We start from the raw sequence: 21,333 nt of genomic DNA, 5'->3' as shown, positions 1-21,333 counted from the left end.
CTGAATCGATTAATCAGTTTTTCTGAATACGATGAAAAAGCTCGACCTCGATGTGCTCGCGATGGTGGTGGCCGTCGCGGAGTCCGGATCGTTCGCACAGGGTGCGCAGGCCGTGCATCGGTCGCCGTCGGCGGTGAGCATGCAGATCAAGGCGCTGGAAGACGCGCTCGGCAAGCCGCTGTTTATTCGCGACACGCGCAACGTGACGCCGACGGACGAAGGCATGATGCTCGCCGAGTACGGCCGCCGGATGCTGGCGATGCGTGACGAGGCATGGGCGTCGGTCGTGCGTCCGGAGATCCGCGGCCGCGTGACGATCGGCGTGCCCGACGATTACATCTCGTCGCTGCTGCCGCAGGTGCTCGGCAAGTTCGCCGCGATGCATCCGCGCGTGGAAGTGCGCGTGATCGGCCAGCCGAGCAGCGCGCTCGTGCCGATGCTGAAGGACAACACGATCGACCTCGCGTGTCTCACGCGGATCAAGGGCGTGACCGGCGAGTTGATCCGGATGGAACCGCTCGTCTGGGCCGGGTCGCCGAAGCGGAACGTGTGGGAAGAGCGGCCGCTGCCGGTGGCCTTTTTCACGCACGGCGGCAGCACTGCGCGCGATCATGCGGTCAAGGCGCTGAACCGGCGGAAGATCCCGTACCGGATGTCGTACGAAAGCCCGAGCCACCTCGGCCTGCTCAGCATGGTGGAGGCCGGGCTCGCGGTCGCGCCGCTGGCGCGCTGCTGCATTCCCGATCATCTCGTGCAACTGTCGGAAAGCCACGGGTTGCCGCCGCTCGGCGAAATGGAGGTCGTGCTCGCGCGCAGCGCACAGTCCGCGCGCCCGCCGTGCGACTACCTGGCCGAGCAGATTCTCGGCGAATGGCGGACCTGAGCGGCCCCCCGGCGGCCGCGTTTCAGCAGGATTTCAGCAGCCATTCGCGGAACGCGACGAGCGACGGCAGCGTCTCGTTGCCCGGCGGGTAGACGAGGTAGTAGCTGCGCTGGCTGGTGATCGCGTCGCCGATCGACACGAGCTCGTGGCGGCTCAATTCATCTTCCACCAGCACCTTCGGCACCAGCCCGATCCCCATTCCGGCCCGCACGGCCTGGATCAGGTGCGACGTCAGCTCGAAGCTCGGGCCGATGCGCATCTGCCGATGGTCGAGCCGGTAGTGCGAGAACCATTCCGCCCACGCCTGCTGGTTGCTGGTCACGCCGAGCAGCGTCTGCTTCGCGGCCCACGCCGGCGTGCGTGGGTCGGCCTTGCGGCGGCTTCCGCCGCCCGTGTCCGGCGGCGCGATCGCGATCAGGAACTCGTTGTACAGCCGGTGCGCGTGCAGGCCCGGCCAGTCGCCCGCGCCGACGGTAATCGCCGCATCGAGGTCGTCGTTGAGGAAATCGATCGCACCGATCCGCGAGTGAAGGTGCACCGTCACGCCCGGATGCGCGGCGTAGAAATCATGCAGGTGCGGCAGCAGCCATTTCGAGCCGAACGTGGGCAACGTCGCGAGCCGCAGCGTGCCGGCGCCCGCCTGGTGCGACATCGCCTGCAGCGTCGCGCCGCGGATACGCCCGAGCGCGCCGCTCAGCTCGACGAAATAGCGGCGCCCGACCTCCGTCAGCTTGACCGAGCGACCCTCGCGCCGGAACAGCGGCACGCCGAGCTGATCCTCCAGCGTCTGGACCTGCCGGCTGATCGCGCTCTGGCTCAGCGACAGCTCCTCGGCCGCGCGCGTGTAGCTTTCATGCCGCGCGGCGGCCTCGAACACCAGCAGCAGCGACATCGACGGGGTGAGGCGACGGTAATTCATGAGTTTTATGCAATATTCGCCGGAGCAGAATTCGTTTGTTTCTCGCGAAGTATCCAAAGATACTGGAATTTCCGGTCGCGTGGAAACTTGCTAAAAAATCATGTTTCGGCTACGCGAGCTGGCCGGTTCCACCCACACTGCGCTTTTACCCCATGTCGATCGCCTCGTTGCCCCGTCCCGCCAGCCCGCCCGCGCATGCGTACCGTGACTTTCTCGCCGAGCTGCAGGCCGCCGGATTCGCCGGCGAAATCCGCGCCGACCATGCGAACCGGACGGTGCAGGCCACCGACAACTCGATCTACCAGCGTCTGCCGCAAGCGGTGATCTGCCCCGCGCATGCGGACGACGTCCGGCTGCTGGCGCGGCTGCTCGCCGAGCCCGCGCATCGCGACGTCGCGGTGGCCGCGCGCGGCGGCGGCACGGGCACCAACGGGCAGTCGCTGACCGATGGCGTGGTCGTCGACCTGTCGCGCAACATGAACCGGATCCTCGAAATCGACGTCGAGCAGCGCTGGGTGCGCGTGCAGGCGGGCGTCGTCAAGGATCAGCTCAATGCGGCGTTGAAGCCGCACGGGCTGTTTTTCGCGCCGGAACTGTCGACGTCGAACCGCGCGACCGTCGGCGGGATGATCAACACCGACGCGAGCGGGCAGGGCAGCTGCACGTACGGCAAGACGCGCGATCACGTGCTCGAGCTCGATTTCGTGCTGATGGGCGGCGAGCAACTGCACAGCGACGCGCTCGCGGACGACGAACTGGAGCGTCGCTGCGCGCGCCAGGACCGCATCGGCAAGGTCTACCGCACCGCGCGGCGCATCAGCGACGACAAGGCGGCGCTGATCGAAGCGAAGTTTCCGAAGCTCAACCGCTGCCTGACCGGCTATGACCTCGCGCACCTGCGCGAACCCGACGGCCGCTTCAACCTGAACAGCGTGCTGTGCGGTGCCGAAGGCTCGCTCGGCTTCGTCGTCGAGGCAAAGCTCAACGTACTGCCGATCCCGAAGGTTTCGGTGCTGGTCAACGTGCGCTATGCGGGCTTCATGGACGCGCTGCGCGACGCGCGCGCGCTGCTCGCGCACGAGCCGCTGTCGATCGAGACGGTCGACTCGAAGGTGCTGATGCTGGCGATGAAGGATTTCGTGTGGAGCAGTGTGGCCGAGTATTTCCCGCAGGACGACGCCCGGCCGACGCTCGGCATCAACCTGATCGAATTCAGCGGCGACGACGCGGATGACGTCGACGCGCGCGTGCGCGCGTTCGTCGACCATCTGCGCACCGATACCAGCGTGGAGCGCCTGGGCCACACGCTCGCGGCCGGCGACGACGCGGTGAAGCGCGTGTATGCGATGCGCAAGCGCGCGGTCGGCCTGCTCGGCAACGTGCAGGGCGAGGCGCGTCCGCAGCCGTTCGTCGAGGACACGGCGGTGCCGCCCGAGAACCTCGCCGCATACATCGCCGAATTCCGCGCGCTGCTCGATGGCCACGGGCTGCAATACGGGATGTTCGGGCACGTCGATGCGGGCGTGCTGCACGTGCGGCCGGCGCTCGACATGAAGGATCCGAAGCAGGCGGCGCTGGTGCGGCCCGTGTCGGATGCGGTGGCCGAACTCACGCAGCGCCACGGCGGCCTGTTGTGGGGCGAGCACGGCAAGGGCGTGCGCTCCGAATATGCGCCGGCGTTTTTCGGCGAGCTGTATCCGTCGCTGCAACAACTGAAGGCTGCGTTCGATCCGTACAACCAGTTCAACCCGGGCAAGATCGCGACGCCGCCGGACCACACGATGCGGCTGCTGAAGATCGACGAAGTGCCGACGCGCGGCGACCACGACCGGCAGATCGACGAGCGCGTGTGGCAAAGCTACGGCACCGCGATGCACTGCAACGGCAACGGCGCGTGCTACAACTTCGATCCGGACGACGCGATGTGCCCGTCGTGGAAGGCGACGCGCGAACGCGTGCAATCGCCGAAGGGGCGTGCGTCGCTGATGCGCGAATGGTTGCGCCTGCAAGGGCAGGCCGGTGTCGACGTCGTCGCGGCGGCGCGTGCGCGGCAGCCGTTCCTGGCCGGCCTTGCCACGCGCTGGCGCAACAGCCGCGCGGCACGCAACGGCGAAGCCGATTTCTCGCATGAGGTGTACGACGCGATGGCCGGGTGCCTCGCGTGCAAGTCGTGCGCGGGGCAATGCCCGGTGAAGGTGAACGTGCCGGAGTTTCGCTCGCGCTTCCTCGAGCTGTATCACCAGCGCTACCTGCGGCCGCTGCGCGACTACCTGATCGGTTCGCTCGAATTCACGATGCCGTGGATGGCGCGGGTGCCCGCGCTGTACAACGGGCTGATGCGCTCGGGATGGGTGCGCACGATGCTGGAGCGGCATGTCGGCATGGTCGACAGCCCGCTGCTGAGCCGCTTCGATCTCGCGGCCGTGATCCGTCAATGGCAGGTGAAGCCGGCCGACCCGCAGGCGCTCGCCGCGCTGAGCGACGCGCAGCGCGCACGCAGCGTCGTCATCGTGCAGGACACGTTCACGCGCTATTTCGAACCCGAGCAACTGGCGACGCTGATCGAGCTGGCGGCGCGTATGGGCTTTCAGGTGTGGCTCGCGCCGCTCGCGCCGAACGGCAAGGCGCTGCACGTGCAGGGCTTTCTGCGCGCGTTCGAGCAGGCGGCGATCCGCAACGCGACGCAACTGGCCGCGCTGGCGCGCTCGGGTGTCGCGCTGGTCGGCCTCGATCCGGCGATGACGCTCACGTATCGGCAGGAGTACCTGAAGGTGACCGGGCTCACCGATGTGCCGAAGGTCGCGCTGCCGCAGGAATGGCTGCTGCAGGCGCTGCCGGAGGCCGCCACGAGCGGTGTGATCGGCTCGTACCGGTTGCTGCCGCACTGCACCGAGAAGACCAATGCGCCCGACAGCGGCAAACAATGGGCGCAGGTGTTCGCGCGACGCGGGCTGCGTTTGCAGGTGCAGGCGACCGGGTGCTGCGGGATGTCGGGCACCTATGGGCACGAAGCGCGCAATCTCGCGACGTCGAAGACGATCTACTCGCAGTCGTGGGCGGCGCACGTGGACGGGCCGGAGGACGAAGGCGAGGCGCTGGCGACCGGCTATTCGTGCCGCAGCCAGGTGAAGCGGATGTCGTCGAAGCAGGTGCGGCATCCGTTGCAGGCGCTGCTCGATCATGTAAGGGCGGCGGGGTGACGATCGGGGGAACCGTCCGTCGTCGCGGATACGCGGCTGCCGACCGGTAGCGCATTCAAGTCGAGCTTTGATTTTCCGGCGCCCGCCGGACGGTGGCGAATGTTCGGCACGGCTTCGCCTGCCGCCCCCGTGGCTTGCCCCGCGTCGGCCGGCTGCGTTATCGCCGGTTCCTCGCTTCATCCACCATCGAGGACCATCGCTCCAGCGGATGCCGGGCGAGCAGCGCTGCGCAATGAATGGCAAGCGCCGGCAGGCGGAGCAGGAAACCTTTCCATCGATCGGCCATCGTGTTCTCCGGTGTCCGTATGCGAAGCGGGCGGCGTCGGTCGCCCGCGCCCTCTATAGCCCGAGCGCCGTCCGCACGGTAGCCAGCCCGTTCCTCCCGTCGAAACTCGCGACACCGTCGAGCCAGCCATCCAGCACGTCGGGATGCTGCCGAAGGTACGCCCTTGCCGCGTCATCCGGCCGCGTCTTGTTCATCACGTCGAGCATCAAGCGGTTTTCCATGTCGGTCGTAAAGCGCAGGTTCGAGACCAGGCGCCCGGCATTCGGACAGCGCTGAGCGAAGCCGTTGGCCGTCAGCGTATACACCCTCGCTTCCCCGTAGTTCGGGCCGAACGACGCGTCGCCGCCGGCGAGATACTGGATCGGCACCTGGATGTTCATCGGGTGCGGCGCCCATCCGATGAATACCACCCACTTCTTTTCGCGCACCGCGCGCTGGACGGTGACCAGCATGCCGGCTTCGCTCGATTCGACGAGCTTGAACCCGCGCAGGCCGTGTTCGTTGTTGTCGATCATCCGCTGAATCGTGGCGTTCGCGCTGCTGCCCGGTTCGATCCCGTAGATCTTGCCGTCGAGCTCGGCCCGGTGCTTCGCGATGTCGTCGAACGACCGGAGGCCGCCCTGGTAAGCGTAGTCGACCGTCGCGAGCGTCTCCTTCGCGCCGGACAGGTTCGGCGGTTCGAGCTTGACGAATGCATGCGAGTCGAGGAACGGCTGGATCTGCGTGTCCTGAATGGGCCACCAGTAGCCGAGCGACACGTCGATCTGCCGGCTTTTCAGTCCGGCGAACGAGATCGGCACGGACGACAGCGTCGTCGTCGGGCGATAGCCGAGGCTCTCGAACAGCAGCGACGCCAGTGCCGTGGTGACCGTGATGTCGGTCCAGCCGATGTTCGAGAGCCGCACCGGTCGACACGCTGCGTCGTCTTGCGCGCTAGCCATGCCGGGCAGCGACGACGCAATGACCAGCGTTGTCAGCATGCGAGCCATTCTGGATTTCATGATCGGGCCGAGAGAAAGGGTTGAGGGGCCAAGGATGCTGAAAGGCATCCATGTTCACGCGTGACGAGTGGGACCACGCATGCACACCATGCTAGCGAAGCCGCCGGAACGGGAAACCGGCAATTGCGACATCAAGTTATGAAAATCGGCCGCATCGCGCCGCCGCCGCGCGAGCCTTCGTCCAGCCCAAGTTTTTTTGGGGCAAATGGCTTTTTTTTCATCGTTTGCGAAGGCCACGGCCGATGCGTAACTTCAGCACCGAAGCGCAACTTGCCGAATCGAAATTCCCGTCCCCCTTTCAGGAGCATGCAATGAGCGAATGTCTCGCGCAGCAGGACCTCGAGATCGCCGGCCGTGCATTCAATGCGAAGGACGTCGCCGCCTCGTCGACGCTGAATGCGAAGTGCTACACCGACCCGAAGTACTTCGACGCGGAAATGGACGCCGTTTTCCGCCGGTCGTGGCAGTGGGTATGTCATGCGGAAAAGGTGCGCGAGCCGGGCGCCTACTATGTGGCCGACGTGGCGGGCCGGAGCATCGCCGTGGTGCGCGACCGGGCTGGTGGCCTGCGCGCGTTCTACAACGTCTGCAAGCATCGCGCGCATCACCTGCTTGCCGGCGAAGGCAAGGCGCGCGTGATCACGTGCCCGTATCACGCGTGGAGCTACAACCTCGACGGCGGCCTGCGCCAGGCGCCGATGACGGAGACGCTGGTCGACTTCAGGAAAGAGGAGATCTGCCTGTCGCAAGTGCAGGTCGAGGAATTCTGCGGGTTTGTGTACGTGAACATGGACCCGGGCGCTGCGTCGCTCGCGTCGCAAAGCGGGGACCTGAAAGCCGAGATCGACCGGTTCGCGCCGGACGTCGACACGCTGACGTTTGCGCGCCGCCTGCAGTTCGATATCCGGTCGAACTGGAAGAACGTCGTCGACAACTTCCTCGAGTGCTACCACTGCCCGACCGCGCACAAGGATTTCGTGAGCCTGCTCCAGTTCGACACCTACAAGGTGACGACGCACGGGATCTACTCGAGCCACATGGCGAAAGGCGGAAATACCGGCAACACGGCCTACAGCGTGGAAGGCGCGACCTGCGACGACCACGCGGTGTGGTGGGTCTGGCCCAATACGTGCCTGCTGCGCTATCCGGGCCGCGCGAACTTCCTCGTGCTGAACATCATCCCGGTGGCGCCCGATCGCACCATCGAGACCTATGACTTCTACTTCGAATCCGCCGAGCCGACGCCGCAGGAGATAGAGGCGATCAACTACATCCGCGACGTGCTGCAGCAGGAGGACATCGACCTGGTCGAGAGCGTGCAGCGCGGCATGAGCACGCCCGCGTTCGAAAGCGGCCGGATCGTAAGCGATCCGCGGCAGTCGGGCATGAGCGAGCACGCGCTTCATCACTTCCACGGGCTGGTGCTGAAGGCCTATCAGGACGCGCTGAAGTAGCGCTTTGGCGCCCTGCCGTTGCATGCCGGCGCATCGCCGGATCGATGGCGGCGCGGTCGATCGTTTTGCGAATACCGGTGTGTCGTGGCGAGCGGGATCACCGCGACACCGGCCAACCTGCACAGTCAAGGTCATCACCATGTCGAACAGCATCATCATCACGTGCGCGGTAACGGGCGGCATCCACACGCCCACCATGTCGCCCCATCTGCCCATCACGCCCGCGCAGATCGCGGCGGAATCGATCGCGGCGGCCGAAGCCGGCGCATCGATCATCCATCTGCATGCGCGTGACCCGGAAACGGGGCGGCCGACGCCCGACCCGAAAGTGTTCATGCAGTTCCTGCCCGTCATCAAGGCGAACAGCGACGCGATCATCAACGTGTCGACCGGCGGCGGCCTCGGCATGACGCTCGAACAGCGTCTCGAAGCGGCACTCGTCGCGAAGCCCGAGATGGCGTCGCTCAACTGCGGGTCGCTCAATTTCGGGATCTTCCCGATGCTGCAGAAGCACACGGAATGGCAGCACGACTGGGAGCCCGCGTTCCTCGACATGACGCGCGACTTCGTGTTCAAGAACACGTTCAAGGACATCGAGTACACGCTGCGCGAACTCGGCGAGACGCACGGGACGCGTTTCGAGTTCGAGTGCTACGACCTCGGACACCTGTACAACCTCGCGTATTTCGTCGACAAGGGGCTGCTGAAGCCGCCGTTCTTCATCCAGATGATCTTCGGGATCCTCGGCGGGATGGGGGCCGATACGGACAACCTGAGCCATCTGCACAGCATCGCGCAACGCCTGTTCGGCGACGGTTTCGAGTGGTCCGTTCTCGCGGCCGGGCGCAACCAGATGAAATTCGCGACGCAGTCGGCCGTCATGGGCGGGAACGTGCGCGTCGGGCTCGAGGACAACCTGTACATCGATCGCGGCCAGCTGGCGGCGTCGAACGCCGACCAGGTCCGCAAGATCCGGCGCATCGTCGAGGCGCTCGGCTTCACGGTCGCGACGCCCGCCGAAGCGCGCGCGCGGCTGGGCCTGAAGGGCCGCGACCAGGTCGGATTCTGACGGCGGTCGAACATCTTTCCGGATTTCCGGATCTCAAACAGGTCGATTAGTCATGCAAACGATGAACCTGATCAATGGTGAGCGGGTAGCGGGCGACGGAGAAGCGTTTCCGGTCGTCAACCCGGCGACGGGCGAAACCGTCGTCACGATGCGCGACGCGTCGGCCGAGCAGGTCGATGCGGCCGTCGCGGCGGCGGCCGCGGCATTCCCGTCGTGGTCCGCGACGCCGCCGGGCGCACGCGCGGCACGCCTGCTGGCGCTGGCGGATGCGATCGAGCAACGCGCGGACGAGTTCGCGGCGCTCGAATCGCTGAACTGCGGCAAGCCGTTGCACGCGGTGAAGGCGGACGAGCTTCCGCTGACCGTCGACGTGTTTCGGTTCATGGCCGGCGCCGCGCGGTGCGTGTCGGCATCCAGCGCGGGCGAATACGTGGCCGGGTTCACGTCGATGATCCGGCGCGACGCGGTGGGCGTGGTGGGATCGATCGCTCCGTGGAACTATCCGCTGATGATGGCGGCGTGGAAGCTCGCTCCGGCGCTGGCGGCGGGCTGCCCGGTCGTCCTGAAGCCGTCGGAGCTCACGCCGCTGACGTCGCTGCGTGTCGCGGAACTCGCGGCCGATATCTTTCCGCGCGGTGTCGTCAACGTGGTCGTCGGCCGTGGCGCCACGACGGGCGATGCGCTGATCAACCATCGTCAGATCGATCTCGTGTCGCTGACCGGCGGCCCCGCGACGGCGAGCCGGATTCTCGAGGCATCGTCGCGCAAGCTGATGCATACGCACATGGAGCTGGGCGGGAAGGCACCGGTCATCGTGTTCGACGACGCGAACCTGGATGCGGCCGTCGAAGGTATTCGCGGCGCTGCGTTCTTCAACGCCGGGCAGGATTGCGCGCAGCCTTGCCGGCTCTACGTCGAGGACAGGATCTACGACACCTTCGTCGCGGATCTGGCGAATCGCGTCGCGTCGATCCGGCTCGGCGCACCGGACGATTCGCGTACCGAAATGGGGCCGGTGATCTCCGAAGGCCATCGCCGTCGCATCGCCGGCTTCGTGGACCGCGCGCGCGACCTGCGCCACGTGGAGATCCTGACCGGCGGGCGTGAAGTCGCCGGCGGCGGCTACTTTTACGAGCCGACGATCGTCGCGCATGCCCGGCAGGACGACGAGATCGTCCAGCGCGAGGTGTTCGGCCCGGTCATTTCCATCACGCGGTTCAGCGGCGCGGAGCAGGCGATCCATCACGCGAACGACAGCCCCTATGGCCTCGCGTCGTCGATCTGGACGGGCGACGTGGGCAAGGCGATGGCGGTCGCGTCACGCCTGCGTTGCGGCATCACGTGGATCAACGCGCATGGCGTGGCCACCGCCGAAATGCCGCACGGCGGCATGAAGGCTTCCGGATACGGGAGCGACATGTCCGTCTACGCGCTCGAGAACTACACGACCGTGCGGCACGTCCAGATCGCACACGTGTAGCGGACGATGTTCGGCGAGCGGGTATCGCTAGGCCGATGGACTGGCGACTACCCGGCATCCACTCTGCAGAGGCAACGATGACGCAACATCAAAGCGGTGCGCTGGACCGGCAAGTGCTGATCGTGCGGGCGGTGGCCGACGAGGCCAACGGTATCCGCAGCTACGAACTGGCCAGGGAAGACGATGCGGACCTGCCGGCCTATGAACCGGGCGCGCACGTGGCCGTCCATCTGGAAAACGGCATCACGCGACAGTATTCGCTTTATGAAGCGGCCGGGATCCGGAAAACCTACCGGATCGCCGTACTGAAGGACCCGGCAAGCCGTGGCGGCTCGCGCTTTCTTCATGACCAGGTGGGCGTCGGTGCGCAGGTGCGGGTCAGCGGGCCATACAACCATTTCCCGATGGTGGCCGGCGCGACGTCGTCGCTGCTGATCGCGGGCGGCATCGGGATCACGCCGATCCTGTCGATGGCGACTCGCCTGTTCGGCGAAGGGCAGCCGTTCGCGTTGCACTACTGCGCGCGGCGCGAGCAGGACGCGGCGTTCGTCGATCTCCTGCGGCGCGGTGTGCCGTTCGCGGCGCACGTGCACCTGCATTTCGACGGGGGCGATCCACGCAAGGGGCTCGACGTCCGGTCGCTCCTGTCCGACGTGGCGGAAGGTCGCCATCTCTATTGCTGCGGTCCCGGCGGCCTGATGAACGCGGTGGAAGCCGCGGCATCGCACTGGCCGGCGGGCACCGTGCATTTCGAGCGCTTTGCCGCCGCGACGGCAGACGCTGCGACGAACACGGCGTTCCGGATCCATCTGTGCAAATCCGGCCTGGACCTGGACGTGCCTGCCGACAAGAGCGTGCTGCAGGTGCTGAAGCACGCGGGGTTCGACATCAGCACGGTCTGTGAACAGGGCGTGTGCGGCGCATGCCTGACCGACGTGGTCGACGGCGTGCCGGAGCACCGCGATTGCATCCTGACCGACGAAGAGAAGCGCGCGAACGACGTGATGGCGGTGTGTTGTTCCCGGTCGAAATCGCCTCGACTGGTGCTGGACCTGTAGTGACTCCCGGCGGGCGGATAACGACCGCCTGTCTCCCGATACTCGAATTCAGGATGGAAGAGCACGATGAGCACGCTGCATGACATGCCTCATGGCATCGAAGTCGTTGGCATTCTCGGCGCCGGCACGATCGGCGCAAGCTGGGCCGCGCTGTTTCTGGCGGCCGGGCTGGAGGTCGACGTATACGATCCGTCGCCGGAAGGGGAGGCGTTCGTTCGCGACTATGTGCGTCACGCGTGGCCGAGCCTGGAGCGGCTGGGGTTGGCCCGGCGGGGCGATCCGGGACGGCTGCGTTTCGTGGCGACACCGGAGGAAGCCGTGGCCCGCGCGCAGTTCGTGCAGGAAAGCGTGCCCGAGCGGATCGAGGTCAAGCACGCGCTGTACCGGCGCATCGAGGATCATCTCGATCCTCGCGCGATTGTCTGCTCCAGCGCGTCGGGCCTGCTGGTGAAGGAAATGCAGGCGGGCTGGAAGAACCCGGGCCGCTTCATCCTCGGGCACCCGTTCAATCCGCCCCATCTGATTCCGCTGGTCGAGTTGCTGGGCAACGAGAAGACCGAGCCCGGCGTGCTGGAGCTCGCCGAGCATTTCTATGCGGCATGCGGAAAGATCACGATCCGGGTCAACAAGGAAGTGCCGGGCCACGTCGCGAACCGGCTGCAGGCGGCGCTGTGGCGGGAGGCGATCCATCTGGTGGTCGAAGGGGTCGCGACGGTCGGCGACGTCGACAAGGCCGTCTCTGCCGGCCCGGGCCTGCGATGGTCGGTCATGGGGCCGCACATGCTGTTCAACCTCGGCAGCGGCGGCCACGGGCTCGGCGTCTTCTGCGAGCGTTTTGCGCCGTCGTTCCATCGCTGGTGGGACGATCTCGGCCATCCGACGCTCGATCCGGAGACGATCCGGATGCTGGTCGACGGCGTGAAGGCGGAAGAGGACGGCCGGCAATTCCACGACCTGGCGGCGGAGCGCGACCGCAAGATCGTCGAAGCGAGCAAGGCGATCACGGACGCGGCGTATCCGACCCGCGCGATCGATGTGGTGGGCGAGCGGAAGGTCGCGGCCCGATGAAACCCGCCGGGCGCCGGTCAGGAAGCCGCTGCCCGGCATACGTCGACGACACGTCGAAGGATGGCGCCAGATGCACGCGGAACTCGTGGTCCATGAAGGACAGGTACTTGCGGAGTGGATCGACTACAACGGGCACATGAACGACGCCTGCTACGTGCGCGTGTTCAGCGAGTCGATCGATCGGTGGCTGGACTGCATCGGGATGGACGACGCGTTCCGATCGCGCGAGCAGGTGTCGGTCTACACGCTGCAGACGGTCGTTCATTACCTGAAGGAAATCGGCGTGGGCGTGCCGTTCGTCATCACGGCCCGCGTGCTCGAGCACGACAGCAAGAAATGTCGGGTTTTCCTGACCATGCGGCACCCGATCGACGACGGACACTTTGCTACGATGGAAGCCCTTTTGCTGCATGTGGACATGACGCTTCGGCGCAGCACGGCGTTTCGCGCGCAGACGCTCGCGCGGCTCGACGCGCTGCACGCGGCGCTTCGAGATACCCGCTGGCCGGTGCAGGCGGGTCGAGGCATTTCACTGGTGAAAGGGCAGTGATGTTCGCGTCGATGAACCTGCGCGGCTCGGGCGGCCATGCGCGTTGCGCCGGTCCGGCAGCCCGTCCGCTTCGACGCGCCGCAATCCGACCGACTTCCGTCCCGAGAGAAGCCCCCGAAATGGTTAGCCGCTTGAAGCACCTCCCGCCGCTGTCGTATCTCACCGCGTTCGAGGCAGCGGCCCGGCACGAAAGCTTCACGAGTGCCGCGGAGGAACTGTGCGTGACGCAGAGCGCGATCAGCCGGCAGGTCCGGCTGCTCGAGGAAACGCTGGGCTGCGCGTTGTTCGTGCGGTCACACAAGGCCGTATCGCTCACCGACGGCGGGCGGAAGTTTCAGCGGACCGTCAATGCGGCGCTGGATCTGCTGGCTGCCGCCGCGTACGAGTTGCGCGTGCAGGCGTCCACGTCGACGGTCACGGTGTCGGCGGATCTGGCGATCGCATCGCACTGGCTGATTCCGCGGCTGCCGAAGTTTCGGGCCGAGCATCCGGAAATCATCATTCACGTCGATGCGTCGGACGAGGACACGCGCAACATCCGGGAAGGCGCGGACCTGGCGATTCAGTTCGGCGACGGCTACTGGCCGGCCTGCAACGCGCGGTTCCTGCTCGAGGAAGAGATCTTCCCGGTGTGCACGCCGGCATATCTGGCGCGACTCGCGCCGATGGAATGCACGCAGGATCTGCTGCGCGCGACGTTGATCCATCTCGAGACGCGTCATTGGGACTGGATGGACTGGGCCACCTGGTTCGCGCATTACGACATCGCGTTGACCGAGCCGCGGCAGGATCTCTACATCAACAACTATCCGGCGGTCCTGCAGGCCGCGATGGGCGGGCAGGGCATCGCGATGGGGTGGCGCTATCTGGCCGACGACATGCTGGCGACCGGCGTGCTGGTGCGGCCGATCGAGACCTCGGTGCGGACCGGCCGCGGGTTTTATCTGCTGCACCCGAGCGATACCTTGCTGAGCCCGGAGGCGCGGATCTTCTGCGACTGGATCGTCGGGCAATGCGCGCAATAGGGGCATCCGGCGGCGGGTGAAAGCGGGTGCCGTCCGGCAGGCACGATGCCGGTTGAATAGCGGTTGAGAGGATCGATGCGATGAAATCGGCATTCAGTCATTTCGGATTCCTGATATTGGAAAAGTATTCGATGATCGCGCTGACGAGTGCGATCGAGGCGCTGCGAATGGCCAACCAGCTGCTCGGCCTGTCCCGCTACGCATGGACCATTTACTCGGTCGACGAAACGGCGATTCGCGCCAGCAACGGCATCGTCGCGGGGCCGGCGTGCCCGCTGGACCTGGCCGCGAGCTTGCCCGACGTGATGTTCGTCTGCGGCGGCTGGGACGTACGCGACGCCGTGGACGACGGGACGAAGCGGCTGCTCGGGACCCTGGCCGAGCGCAGGGTCGCGGTGGGCGGGCTGTGCACGGGAGCCTATGCGCTGATGGCCAGCGGGCTGCTCGACGGCTATCGCTGCGCGGTTCACTGGGAAGTGCTGTCCGAACTGCATGCCGAGTTTCCGGACGTCCGCTTCGTCGACGAACTCTTCGCCATCGATCGCGACCGCCTCACCTGCACCGGCGGCACGGCACCGCTGGACCTGATGCTGCACCTGATCGCGTCGGATCTCGGGCCGTCGATGGCTCGACACATCTCGGAGCAATTCTCGATCGAGCGGGTCAGGGCCGTGTCCGATCCCCAGCCGATTCCGATTGCGTCACGCGTGGGCTTTTCGCGCGAGGAACTGATCGAGACGGTACGGCTGATGGAGGCGAATATCGAAGAGCCGCTCACGGTACCGGACCTGGCCCGGTTGACGGGCGTATCGATGCGCCACCTGCAGCGTGTCTTCAGGGAGGCATTGGACGTGACGCCGCACGAGTACTACGTGGGCCTCCGGTTGAAGCGTGCGCGGAAACTGATCCGCTACTCGAACATGTCGATCGCGAACGTCACGAAGACCTGCGGATTCCAGAGCGTCACGCATTTCAGCAAGGCTTTTCGCACGTTCTTCGGACACGCACCGAGTCACGAACGCCGGGCACGCGAACCGGCCGGTGCGCTGGCCTGATCCCGATCATTTCAACGACGCAACGCGAGGTATCACCATGAATCGAACTGGGTTGGCGGCGCTGGTCGCCGCGCTGTGCATGTCCGCTGCGGCACATTCCGCCGGCGCGGCGGAGCCGGCGACCTGCAGAAACGTGCGAATGGCCGATGTCGGCTGGAGCGACATCGCGGCCACGACCGGGCTGGCTTCCACGATGCTGTCCGCGCTGGGCTATAGCCCGTCGAAGACCATCGCATCGGTGCCGATCACGTTTGCCGGGGTCAAGAGCAAGCAGATCGACATTTTCCTCGGCTACTGGTCGCCGTCGATGGACCCGATCATCGCGCCGTTCGTCAAGAGCGGCTCGATCAAGGTCCTTCCCGAGCCGAACCTGAAAGGCGCGAAATTCACGCTGGCGGTGCCGGACTACGTGTATCAGGCGGGGCTCAGGACGTTCGCGGATCTGCCGAAATACGCGGACAAGCTGCAGAACCGCATCTACGGGATCGAACCGGGGAACGACGGCAACCAGCTGATCGGCAAGATGATCCGGGAGAACAAGGACGGGATCGGCAAGTTCAAGCTGGTCGAGTCGAGCGAGGCGGGCATGCTCGTCGAGCTCAACCGGGCCGTTCGCGACAAGCAGTGGATCGTGTTTCTTGCGTGGGAGCCTCATCCGATGAATGCGCAATACAAGATCAATTACCTGTCCGGCGGCGATGACGTGTTCGGCCCGAACTATGGCGAGGCCAAGGTGTTCACGGTCGAGCCGCCGGATTACGACGCGCGGTGCCCGAATGTCGCGAAGTTCGCGTCGAACCTGCACTTCACGACCGAGCTCGAGAATCATTTGATGATTCCGATCATGAACCATCAGGATCCGAACCAGGCAGCGACGGAATGGCTGAAACGGAACACGCCGATGCTGGACCAGTGGCTGGCCGGCGTCACGACGTTCGATGGCAAGCCGGCGCTGCCGGCGGTGAAAGCGTATCTCGCGGCGCACTAGCGGCGGTTCGACGGCGGCAGGCGAGTGGGCGGCGCGGCGCGGAGGGGTGGCGTCGCGTCTTCCGTGCGGCAGGGTGCGACGGTGCTGTCGCGGGATCGCGATCGATGCGAATGGCGGCGCCGGGAATCCTGCGGCGACTCGCCATCAAGTGAAGTGCGGTGGCTACCGGGCGCTTGCTACGGCCATCGGCCATCGGTGCGGAACAAACCTTCCGCGGCTTACGACTCGTCGTCGTGGGGCGTTTCGGAACGTGTTTTTTCCGCCGCAGGAAACGTGCCGCCGCCGCGCGGCCGTTTCGGTTCGATCCGCATTTGCCGGATCACGCGCCGGAAATCGATCTCGTGCGCAGCCATCGTACCGATCAGTTTCGCGATCACCGCGAGATGGGATGGCACCGTGCCCTTGCTCGAATAGTTCGTGATCGAACTTTCATTCATCCGGATCAGGCGGGCGAACTCGCGCGCCGTCAACTGCGCTTTCTTCAACTCCTGTTGGAATTCCGCATACGCCATTGCACACATGATGCTTTCGTCTCCGTGAATCAGAAATCGGCCCGCACGGCGCCGGCGCCGACGGGTGGCGTTCCCGTCGTGCCGGCGCCGCGGCGGGTTACATCTTCACCTGGTCGAGGAACGTCTTCTTGCCGCTCTTGTAGCCGTAGATCGAGATGATCCCGTGCGTCAGGTCGCCCTTCGAATCGAACGTCGTCGTGCCGATCACGCCTTCGTACTTCGTCGACGGCATCGCGGCGAGGATCTTCGCCGGGTCGGTCGAGTTCGCGCGCTTCATCGCGTCGACCGCGATGTAGACCGCGTCATACGCGAACGGCGCATCGAACTTGATGCCCTGGTTGAAGCGCTTCTGGTACTTCGCGAGGAAGTCCGCGCCGCCCGGCATCTTCTCGAGCGCAGCGCCTGCCTGCGAGCACAGCACGTTGTCGGCTGCCGGGCCGGCCAGTTCGGCCAGCGAGTCGGTGCACACGCCGTCGCCGGACAGGATCTTCGCGCGCAGGCCGAGCTGCTTCGCCTGCTTCGCGAGCGGGCCGCCGGTCGCGTCCATGCCGCCGTACATGATCGCGTCCGGGTTCTCGCCCTTGACCTTGGTCAGAATCGCGCGGAAGTCGACCGCCTTGTCGTTGGTCGCGTCGTGCGACAGCACCTTCAGGCCGAGCGCCTTCGCCTTCTTCTCGAACTCGTTCGCGAGGCCCTGGCCGTACGCGGTCGAATCGTCGATCACCGCGACGCTCTTCACGCCCTTCGACTGCGCATAGCTCGCGAGCGCCGGGCCCTGCTGCGCGTCGGTCGCGACGACGCGGTAGGTCGTCTTGAAGCCTTGCTGCGTGTAGGTCGGGTTCGTGGCCGACGGCGAGATCTGCACGATGCCCGCGTCGCTGTAGATCTTCGAGGCCGGGATCGACGTGCCCGAGTTCAGGTGGCCGATGACGGCGACGACCTTGTCGTCGACGAGCTTCTGCGCGACCTGGGTGGCCTGGCGCGGGTCGGCCGCGTCATCCTGCGCGTCGAGTTGCAGCGTGATCTTCTTGCCGCCGATCGTCAGCCCCTTCGCGTTGATTTCCTCGACCGCGAGGCGCGCGCCGTTCTCGTTGTCCTTGCCGAGGTGCGAGATGCCGCCCGTCGTCGGTTCGACGCTGCCGATCTTCACGACCTGGTCGGCCATCGCGGTCGACGCGGCCGCGAACGCGGCGGCAGCCAGTGCAACGGTGATCAGGGGTTTGCAGCGCATGCCGACAGTGCTTCGTTCCATCTGCCATCTCCGATTTGAATGTCTTTCTATTGACGTCTCGACCGGCCGACGGCGAGGTCGGGGCGATCTGACGAGTCTCCATACCCATCATGGGCTTCACTGCATCGCGTCCCGCCCTTCGATGTGCGGCCCGGGTAAGCGGGCGAATCGGGGCCTGATACGGTGCAATTCGTATGAATATATATGAAGCCGATTTTGCGCGCTGCAGCGAATCGCGTAGCGGGGCCGATGCGGCACGGCCGGCGCCCGGAATTCGAAGGCACCGGATGCCGGAAATCGTGCGCCGCGGCAGGCCACAGGCTGCGATTCGCTGTCGACGGCCTTACGGCCGCATCCATTATTCGGCCGGCGGCAGGGGCGAAGCCATGGACACTGACGTGCGGTCAATCCGGAACTGTTCGGTCGATTTGTCTGCACAGTTTGGACGATTTCGATCGTGCGTCCGGTTGCAGGGTCATATGTCATCGGATCGATGCCTTCCTTTTAACGCAACTAACGGTCAAGTCTGGCCGCGTCGGCGAACTGGCGCGAGTCGACAGCCCGCGCCACGCATCCGGCTGCGCAAACCTCGGGGGTCGTTTCGACCGGTTCGCTGGCGGATCGTCGGGCCGATCGGGCCGGCCCGATTCAGCATCGATCCTAGGAGCGTCCGCGCAACGCGACGAAGATCACACCGGCAATCGCGAGCAGGCCGCCGCACACCGTCTCGATACCGGGCTGCTCGCCCGTCAGCGCCATCGACAGGACCGTCGCGACCGCCGGCGTCAGATAGAGGAAGTTGGCGGCGCGCGCCGCGCCGAAGTAGCCGAGTGCGAACGTCCAGGTCGCGTAACCCAGCGCGGCGGGGAAGATGCCGAGCGTCAGGACGGCCAGCGTCGTGTCGCGCGAGCCGTGGCCCAGCGCCACCAGCGCACCCGGCAGCCAGGGCGAGAGCAGCAGCGCGCCGGCCAGCAGCGTGTACGCGGTGCAGGCCAGCGCGCCGTACACCGGAATCAGCCGCCGCTGCAGCACGAAATAGCTGGCTGAACACAACGCGGCGCCGAGGATCAGCGTGCTGCCCGCACCGAGGACGAGGCCGCCCGGCTGCCCGCGCGCGATCACCGCGATGCCGGCGAGGCTGACCAGCGAACCGACCCAGCCCCAGCGATTGAAGCGCTCGCCCAGAAACACGGCGGCCAGCAGCGCGGTGAAGATCGGCAGCGTGTTCACGATGAAGCTTGCCGCGCCGGCCGAGACGGTCTGCTCGCCGGTATTGAGCAGCGCGTTGTAGAGCGCGATGCCGAGAAAGCCGCACAGCAGGAAGCGCAGCGCGTCGCTCCGGGTCGGCACGCGCGGCCGCCGCACGATCAGCCACGCGACGATCAGCACGGCGGCCGTGGCGAAGCGCGCCGCCGCGAGCTGGAGCGGCGTCAGGCCATGCAGGCCGATCCGGATGAAGGGGAAGGCGGACGCCCACGAAACGATCGTGAAGGCGACCGCGCCGGCCGCGATCAGCGGCTGCCGCGCAGCGCGCGACGACGGTGTGGAGAGCGTGTTCATGCGGCAATGATGCGGCGTGGCAAGATGCTAAGCTAGCGCACAGATCAGCACGCAGATATGACCATGATTCACAGCTCGAGCCGGCGGCCGGCCGGTGCTTCAACCCGTGCGAAGCGCGCGCCGGCGGCGTCGCCCGCCACAGCGCCGGCGCCGGGATCGCGGCCGCCGCTCGCGAGCCTCGAGACGGTGTGCACGGTCGCGCGCGAGGGTTCGTTCCTGGCCGCGGCCGACGTATCCGGCGTGACGCACGGCGCAATCAGCCGGCGGGTGGCCGCGGTCGAAAACTGGCTCGGCCTGCGGTTGTTCGAGCGCCATGCGCGCGGCGTGCGGCTGACGCCGGACGGGCAGCGCTTCGTCGGCCGGATCGAACAGGCGTTCGCGATCATCGACAGTGCGGCCGATCAATGGCGCTCGCCGCGTACGCCGCGGCTGGTCAGGATGAGCGTGGTGCCGGCCTTCGCGCAGCTCTGGCTGTTCGAGCGCCAGCATGCGCTCGAGAGCGAGGCGCCCGCATTGCGGATCGAGCTCGGCATCGATCTGCGCAACGTGGATATCGCCGGCGGCGAGGCGGACCTGTCGGTCCGGTACGGGCGCGGCAACTGGCGTCAGCTCGAAACCCGCGCGTTCATGCCGGAGCGGCTTTATCCGGTCGCGCATCCGCGGCTCGCCGCGCAACTGGCGAAGGAGCGCCGCCGGCGCGGCGATGCCGCGCTGCTTGACATGCCGTTGCTGCACGATTCCGATGTGACCGGCTGGCGCACCTGGTTCGATGCTTTGGGCGTGCCGTTCAAGCCGCGCGCGCAGGATCGCCGATTCGAGGATTACAACCTCGTGCTGGCCGCGGCCGAGGCAGGGCTCGGCGTGGCGCTGGCCCGCGTCCCGCTCGCCGACGCCTATCTGAAGCGCAGCGACCTCGTGCGCGTGAGCCCGCACGAGGTCGATTCGGTGCTCCGGTATTACTTCGTGCACGCGAAGGGGGAGAATCGGCCGGAGGTGCTGGCGCTGATGGAGCGGATGCGGGCGGCGGTGGGGGCAGGCGGCTAGCCCTGGCCAGCGCGTTGCGACGGCCCGCCACGGTACGCGGGCGGCGACGAAGAACGCGGTGTGCGATACGCGGCACTAGGCCCCGGCCGCAGGATCGACGACAATGCGACCGCGAAAAACGATGAGGTGGAGAGATGAACGAGATTCGAACATGTATGCATCCGTGCGGATGCAAGCGAGGTCAACAATGAACAAGCCAGACAAGTCGTCGAAAGCGCGTGCCGCGCTCGACCAGCTGTTTTCGGGCATGGCGCCGGCGGATGCAACGCGCGCGACGCGTCCGGGCAATCCGTTCGAAGCGAACGCAGACGACGCATCCGGCGGCACCGGCGGGCGCGGCGGTATCGAAGTCACGCTGTCGACCCGGATCCAGTTGCGCGGCTATCCGAATGCGAACGCATTCATGAAGCGCATGGCCGAAGCGTGGGGGCTGGAGTGGGGGATGTACGACAGCGTCAAGGCCATCGCGACGCTGCCCGCCGGATGGCGCGCGCGCCGGCTTCCGGAAGTCACGCAGATCGTCGACGGGCACGACGTGCTGCGCGCGGAGAGCAGCCTGCAGGGCGGCGAGATGTCGTATCTGAAAGTGCATCCGCGATACTACATCGACGCACGCAAGGGCTTCGGCTGGGGCAAGTCGTCGAAGGCGTCCGACGATCCGGATCTCGATGGCCCCGACTGGAACTGCTTCGTGATCGATCGCGAAAAGTCCGTCGAAGTGCACGAACTGACGACTTCGTCGCTGAAAGCCGACATGGACAACGCGCGGGCGACGTTGCTGAAATGGCTGGACGAAAACTATCCGAAACATCGCGATCCTTTCGCGTACTGGTCGGATTGCGAAGGGGCGTCGTAATTTTGCCTGGCCGCCCGGCTCGGTATCGCGGGCCCACGCCGCCCGACCGGCGCCGGAGCGGGCGGGGCGCACGTCGCCTCGATGCAGCGGCCGG

General features: G+C 66.3%; 19 protein-coding genes. 13 read left to right on the top strand and 6 right to left on the bottom strand.

Annotated elements, in window-relative coordinates; translation table 11 throughout:
- Positions 1-31 precede the first annotated feature (31 nt).
- Positions 32-883, top strand: a complete 852-nt coding sequence (locus tag BDI24065_RS11525; protein ID WP_175031348.1) for a LysR substrate-binding domain-containing protein — start codon at positions 32-34, stop codon at positions 881-883.
- A gap of 22 nt (positions 884-905) precedes the next feature.
- On the opposite strand, the gene BDI24065_RS11520 is transcribed toward BDI24065_RS11525, so the two are convergent.
- Positions 906-1,802, bottom strand: a complete 897-nt coding sequence (locus BDI24065_RS11520; protein WP_175031347.1) for a LysR substrate-binding domain-containing protein — start codon at positions 1,800-1,802, stop codon at positions 906-908.
- Positions 1,803-1,954: 152 nt separating this feature from the next.
- Between BDI24065_RS11520 and ydiJ the strand changes: the two genes are divergently transcribed.
- Positions 1,955-5,002: a D-2-hydroxyglutarate dehydrogenase YdiJ gene (gene ydiJ / locus BDI24065_RS11515; RefSeq protein WP_175031346.1), complete on the top strand. Its 3,048-nt coding sequence runs from the start codon at positions 1,955-1,957 to the stop codon at positions 5,000-5,002.
- Between the two features lie 157 nt (positions 5,003-5,159).
- Here ydiJ and BDI24065_RS41365 read toward each other — a convergent pair whose 3' ends face one another.
- Together BDI24065_RS41365 and choX are read right to left on the bottom strand one after the other, a co-directional pair.
- Entirely contained in the window at positions 5,160-5,288 is a 129-nt protein-coding gene (locus BDI24065_RS41365) for a hypothetical protein (RefSeq protein WP_302479455.1), read from the bottom strand.
- 53 nt (positions 5,289-5,341) lie between these two features.
- Positions 5,342-6,289 (bottom strand): choline ABC transporter substrate-binding protein, encoded by a 948-nt coding sequence (gene choX, locus BDI24065_RS11510; RefSeq protein ID WP_175031345.1) that lies wholly within the window; start codon positions 6,287-6,289, stop codon positions 5,342-5,344.
- A 311-nt stretch (positions 6,290-6,600) separates the two neighbouring features.
- Between choX and BDI24065_RS11505 the strand changes: the two genes are divergently transcribed.
- The 9 genes from BDI24065_RS11505 to BDI24065_RS11465 all read left to right on the top strand — a co-directional run bounded on the left by BDI24065_RS11505 (position 6,601) and on the right by BDI24065_RS11465 (position 16,036).
- Positions 6,601-7,743, top strand: coding sequence for an aromatic ring-hydroxylating oxygenase subunit alpha (locus BDI24065_RS11505; protein ID WP_175031344.1), 1,143 nt, complete (start codon positions 6,601-6,603; stop codon positions 7,741-7,743).
- A 139-nt stretch (positions 7,744-7,882) separates the two neighbouring features.
- A complete protein-coding gene (locus tag BDI24065_RS11500) occupies positions 7,883-8,812 on the top strand; it encodes a 3-keto-5-aminohexanoate cleavage protein (RefSeq protein WP_175031343.1) in 930 nt (309 codons plus the stop codon).
- A 52-nt stretch (positions 8,813-8,864) separates the two neighbouring features.
- Entirely contained in the window at positions 8,865-10,292 is a 1,428-nt protein-coding gene (locus BDI24065_RS11495) for a gamma-aminobutyraldehyde dehydrogenase (protein WP_175031342.1), read from the top strand.
- A gap of 77 nt (positions 10,293-10,369) precedes the next feature.
- Positions 10,370-11,350 carry a PDR/VanB family oxidoreductase gene (locus BDI24065_RS11490; RefSeq protein ID WP_175031341.1) on the top strand — a complete coding sequence of 327 codons (981 nt, stop codon included), beginning with the start codon at positions 10,370-10,372 and terminating at the stop codon, positions 11,348-11,350.
- Positions 11,351-11,416: 66 nt separating this feature from the next.
- Complete coding sequence (locus BDI24065_RS11485) at positions 11,417-12,418, top strand: 3-hydroxyacyl-CoA dehydrogenase NAD-binding domain-containing protein (protein ID WP_175031340.1); 1,002 nt, start codon at positions 11,417-11,419, stop codon at positions 12,416-12,418.
- Positions 12,384-12,968 carry a thioesterase family protein gene (locus BDI24065_RS11480; RefSeq protein ID WP_254609733.1) on the top strand — a complete coding sequence of 195 codons (585 nt, stop codon included), beginning with the start codon at positions 12,384-12,386 and terminating at the stop codon, positions 12,966-12,968. Before BDI24065_RS11485 ends, BDI24065_RS11480 begins: the two co-directional genes overlap by 35 nt.
- Positions 12,969-13,099: 131 nt before the next feature.
- Positions 13,100-13,993, top strand: a complete 894-nt coding sequence (locus BDI24065_RS11475) for a LysR substrate-binding domain-containing protein (RefSeq protein WP_175031339.1) — start codon at positions 13,100-13,102, stop codon at positions 13,991-13,993.
- A gap of 80 nt (positions 13,994-14,073) precedes the next feature.
- Positions 14,074-15,048 carry a GlxA family transcriptional regulator gene (locus tag BDI24065_RS11470; protein ID WP_175031338.1) on the top strand — a complete coding sequence of 325 codons (975 nt, stop codon included), beginning with the start codon at positions 14,074-14,076 and terminating at the stop codon, positions 15,046-15,048.
- Between the two features lie 79 nt (positions 15,049-15,127).
- Positions 15,128-16,036, top strand: a complete 909-nt coding sequence (locus tag BDI24065_RS11465; protein ID WP_438820004.1) for a choline ABC transporter substrate-binding protein — start codon at positions 15,128-15,130, stop codon at positions 16,034-16,036.
- 218 nt (positions 16,037-16,254) lie between these two features.
- Here BDI24065_RS11465 and BDI24065_RS11460 read toward each other — a convergent pair whose 3' ends face one another.
- The 3 genes from BDI24065_RS11460 to BDI24065_RS11450 all read right to left on the bottom strand — a co-directional run bounded on the left by BDI24065_RS11460 (position 16,255) and on the right by BDI24065_RS11450 (position 19,339).
- On the bottom strand, positions 16,255-16,557 hold the full coding sequence (locus BDI24065_RS11460; RefSeq protein WP_175031336.1) for an XRE family transcriptional regulator: 303 nt from the start codon (positions 16,555-16,557) through the stop codon (positions 16,255-16,257).
- 88 nt (positions 16,558-16,645) lie between these two features.
- Positions 16,646-17,800 (bottom strand): branched-chain amino acid ABC transporter substrate-binding protein, encoded by a 1,155-nt coding sequence (locus tag BDI24065_RS11455; RefSeq protein ID WP_043183972.1) that lies wholly within the window; start codon positions 17,798-17,800, stop codon positions 16,646-16,648.
- A 639-nt stretch (positions 17,801-18,439) separates the two neighbouring features.
- Complete coding sequence (locus tag BDI24065_RS11450; protein ID WP_175031335.1) at positions 18,440-19,339, bottom strand: DMT family transporter; 900 nt, start codon at positions 19,337-19,339, stop codon at positions 18,440-18,442.
- Between the two features lie 57 nt (positions 19,340-19,396).
- Between BDI24065_RS11450 and BDI24065_RS11445 the strand changes: the two genes are divergently transcribed.
- Positions 19,397-20,383, top strand: coding sequence for a LysR substrate-binding domain-containing protein (locus BDI24065_RS11445; protein ID WP_175031334.1), 987 nt, complete (start codon positions 19,397-19,399; stop codon positions 20,381-20,383).
- 187 nt (positions 20,384-20,570) lie between these two features.
- A complete protein-coding gene (locus BDI24065_RS11440; protein WP_175031333.1) occupies positions 20,571-21,239 on the top strand; it encodes a nitroreductase in 669 nt (222 codons plus the stop codon).
- Positions 21,240-21,333 lie beyond the last annotated feature (94 nt).

The sequence above is a fragment of the Burkholderia lata genome, from assembly GCF_902499025.1.
GTDB classification, from domain to species: domain Bacteria; phylum Pseudomonadota; class Gammaproteobacteria; order Burkholderiales; family Burkholderiaceae; genus Burkholderia; species Burkholderia lata_C.
This window is presented reverse-complemented; position numbering and strand designations above follow the sequence as displayed.

What these genes read in the sequence shown, in the direction of transcription:
- ydiJ (WP_175031346.1), top strand. Translation starts at nt 1,955, where the DNA reads ATGTCGATCGCCTCGTTGCCCCGTCCCGCCAGCCCGCCCGCGCATGCG.
- BDI24065_RS11485 (WP_175031340.1), top strand. Translation starts at nt 11,417, where the DNA reads ATGAGCACGCTGCATGACATGCCTCATGGCATCGAAGTCGTTGGCATT.
- BDI24065_RS11460 (WP_175031336.1), bottom strand. Translation starts at nt 16,557, where the DNA reads ATGTGTGCAATGGCGTATGCGGAATTCCAACAGGAGTTGAAGAAAGCG.
- BDI24065_RS11470 (WP_175031338.1), top strand. Translation starts at nt 14,074, where the DNA reads ATGAAATCGGCATTCAGTCATTTCGGATTCCTGATATTGGAAAAGTAT.
- choX (WP_175031345.1), bottom strand. Translation starts at nt 6,289, where the DNA reads ATGAAATCCAGAATGGCTCGCATGCTGACAACGCTGGTCATTGCGTCG.
- BDI24065_RS11505 (WP_175031344.1), top strand. Translation starts at nt 6,601, where the DNA reads ATGAGCGAATGTCTCGCGCAGCAGGACCTCGAGATCGCCGGCCGTGCA.
- BDI24065_RS11445 (WP_175031334.1), top strand. Translation starts at nt 19,397, where the DNA reads ATGACCATGATTCACAGCTCGAGCCGGCGGCCGGCCGGTGCTTCAACC.
- BDI24065_RS11440 (WP_175031333.1), top strand. Translation starts at nt 20,571, where the DNA reads ATGAACAAGCCAGACAAGTCGTCGAAAGCGCGTGCCGCGCTCGACCAG.
- BDI24065_RS11450 (WP_175031335.1), bottom strand. Translation starts at nt 19,339, where the DNA reads ATGAACACGCTCTCCACACCGTCGTCGCGCGCTGCGCGGCAGCCGCTG.
- BDI24065_RS11525 (WP_175031348.1), top strand. Translation starts at nt 32, where the DNA reads ATGAAAAAGCTCGACCTCGATGTGCTCGCGATGGTGGTGGCCGTCGCG.
- BDI24065_RS11490 (WP_175031341.1), top strand. Translation starts at nt 10,370, where the DNA reads ATGACGCAACATCAAAGCGGTGCGCTGGACCGGCAAGTGCTGATCGTG.
- BDI24065_RS41365 (WP_302479455.1), bottom strand. Translation starts at nt 5,288, where the DNA reads ATGGCCGATCGATGGAAAGGTTTCCTGCTCCGCCTGCCGGCGCTTGCC.
- BDI24065_RS11500 (WP_175031343.1), top strand. Translation starts at nt 7,883, where the DNA reads ATGTCGAACAGCATCATCATCACGTGCGCGGTAACGGGCGGCATCCAC.
- BDI24065_RS11465 (WP_438820004.1), top strand. Translation starts at nt 15,128, where the DNA reads ATGTCCGCTGCGGCACATTCCGCCGGCGCGGCGGAGCCGGCGACCTGC.
- BDI24065_RS11520 (WP_175031347.1), bottom strand. Translation starts at nt 1,802, where the DNA reads ATGAATTACCGTCGCCTCACCCCGTCGATGTCGCTGCTGCTGGTGTTC.
- BDI24065_RS11480 (WP_254609733.1), top strand. Translation starts at nt 12,384, where the DNA reads ATGTGGTGGGCGAGCGGAAGGTCGCGGCCCGATGAAACCCGCCGGGCG.
- BDI24065_RS11495 (WP_175031342.1), top strand. Translation starts at nt 8,865, where the DNA reads ATGCAAACGATGAACCTGATCAATGGTGAGCGGGTAGCGGGCGACGGA.
- BDI24065_RS11455 (WP_043183972.1), bottom strand. Translation starts at nt 17,800, where the DNA reads ATGGAACGAAGCACTGTCGGCATGCGCTGCAAACCCCTGATCACCGTT.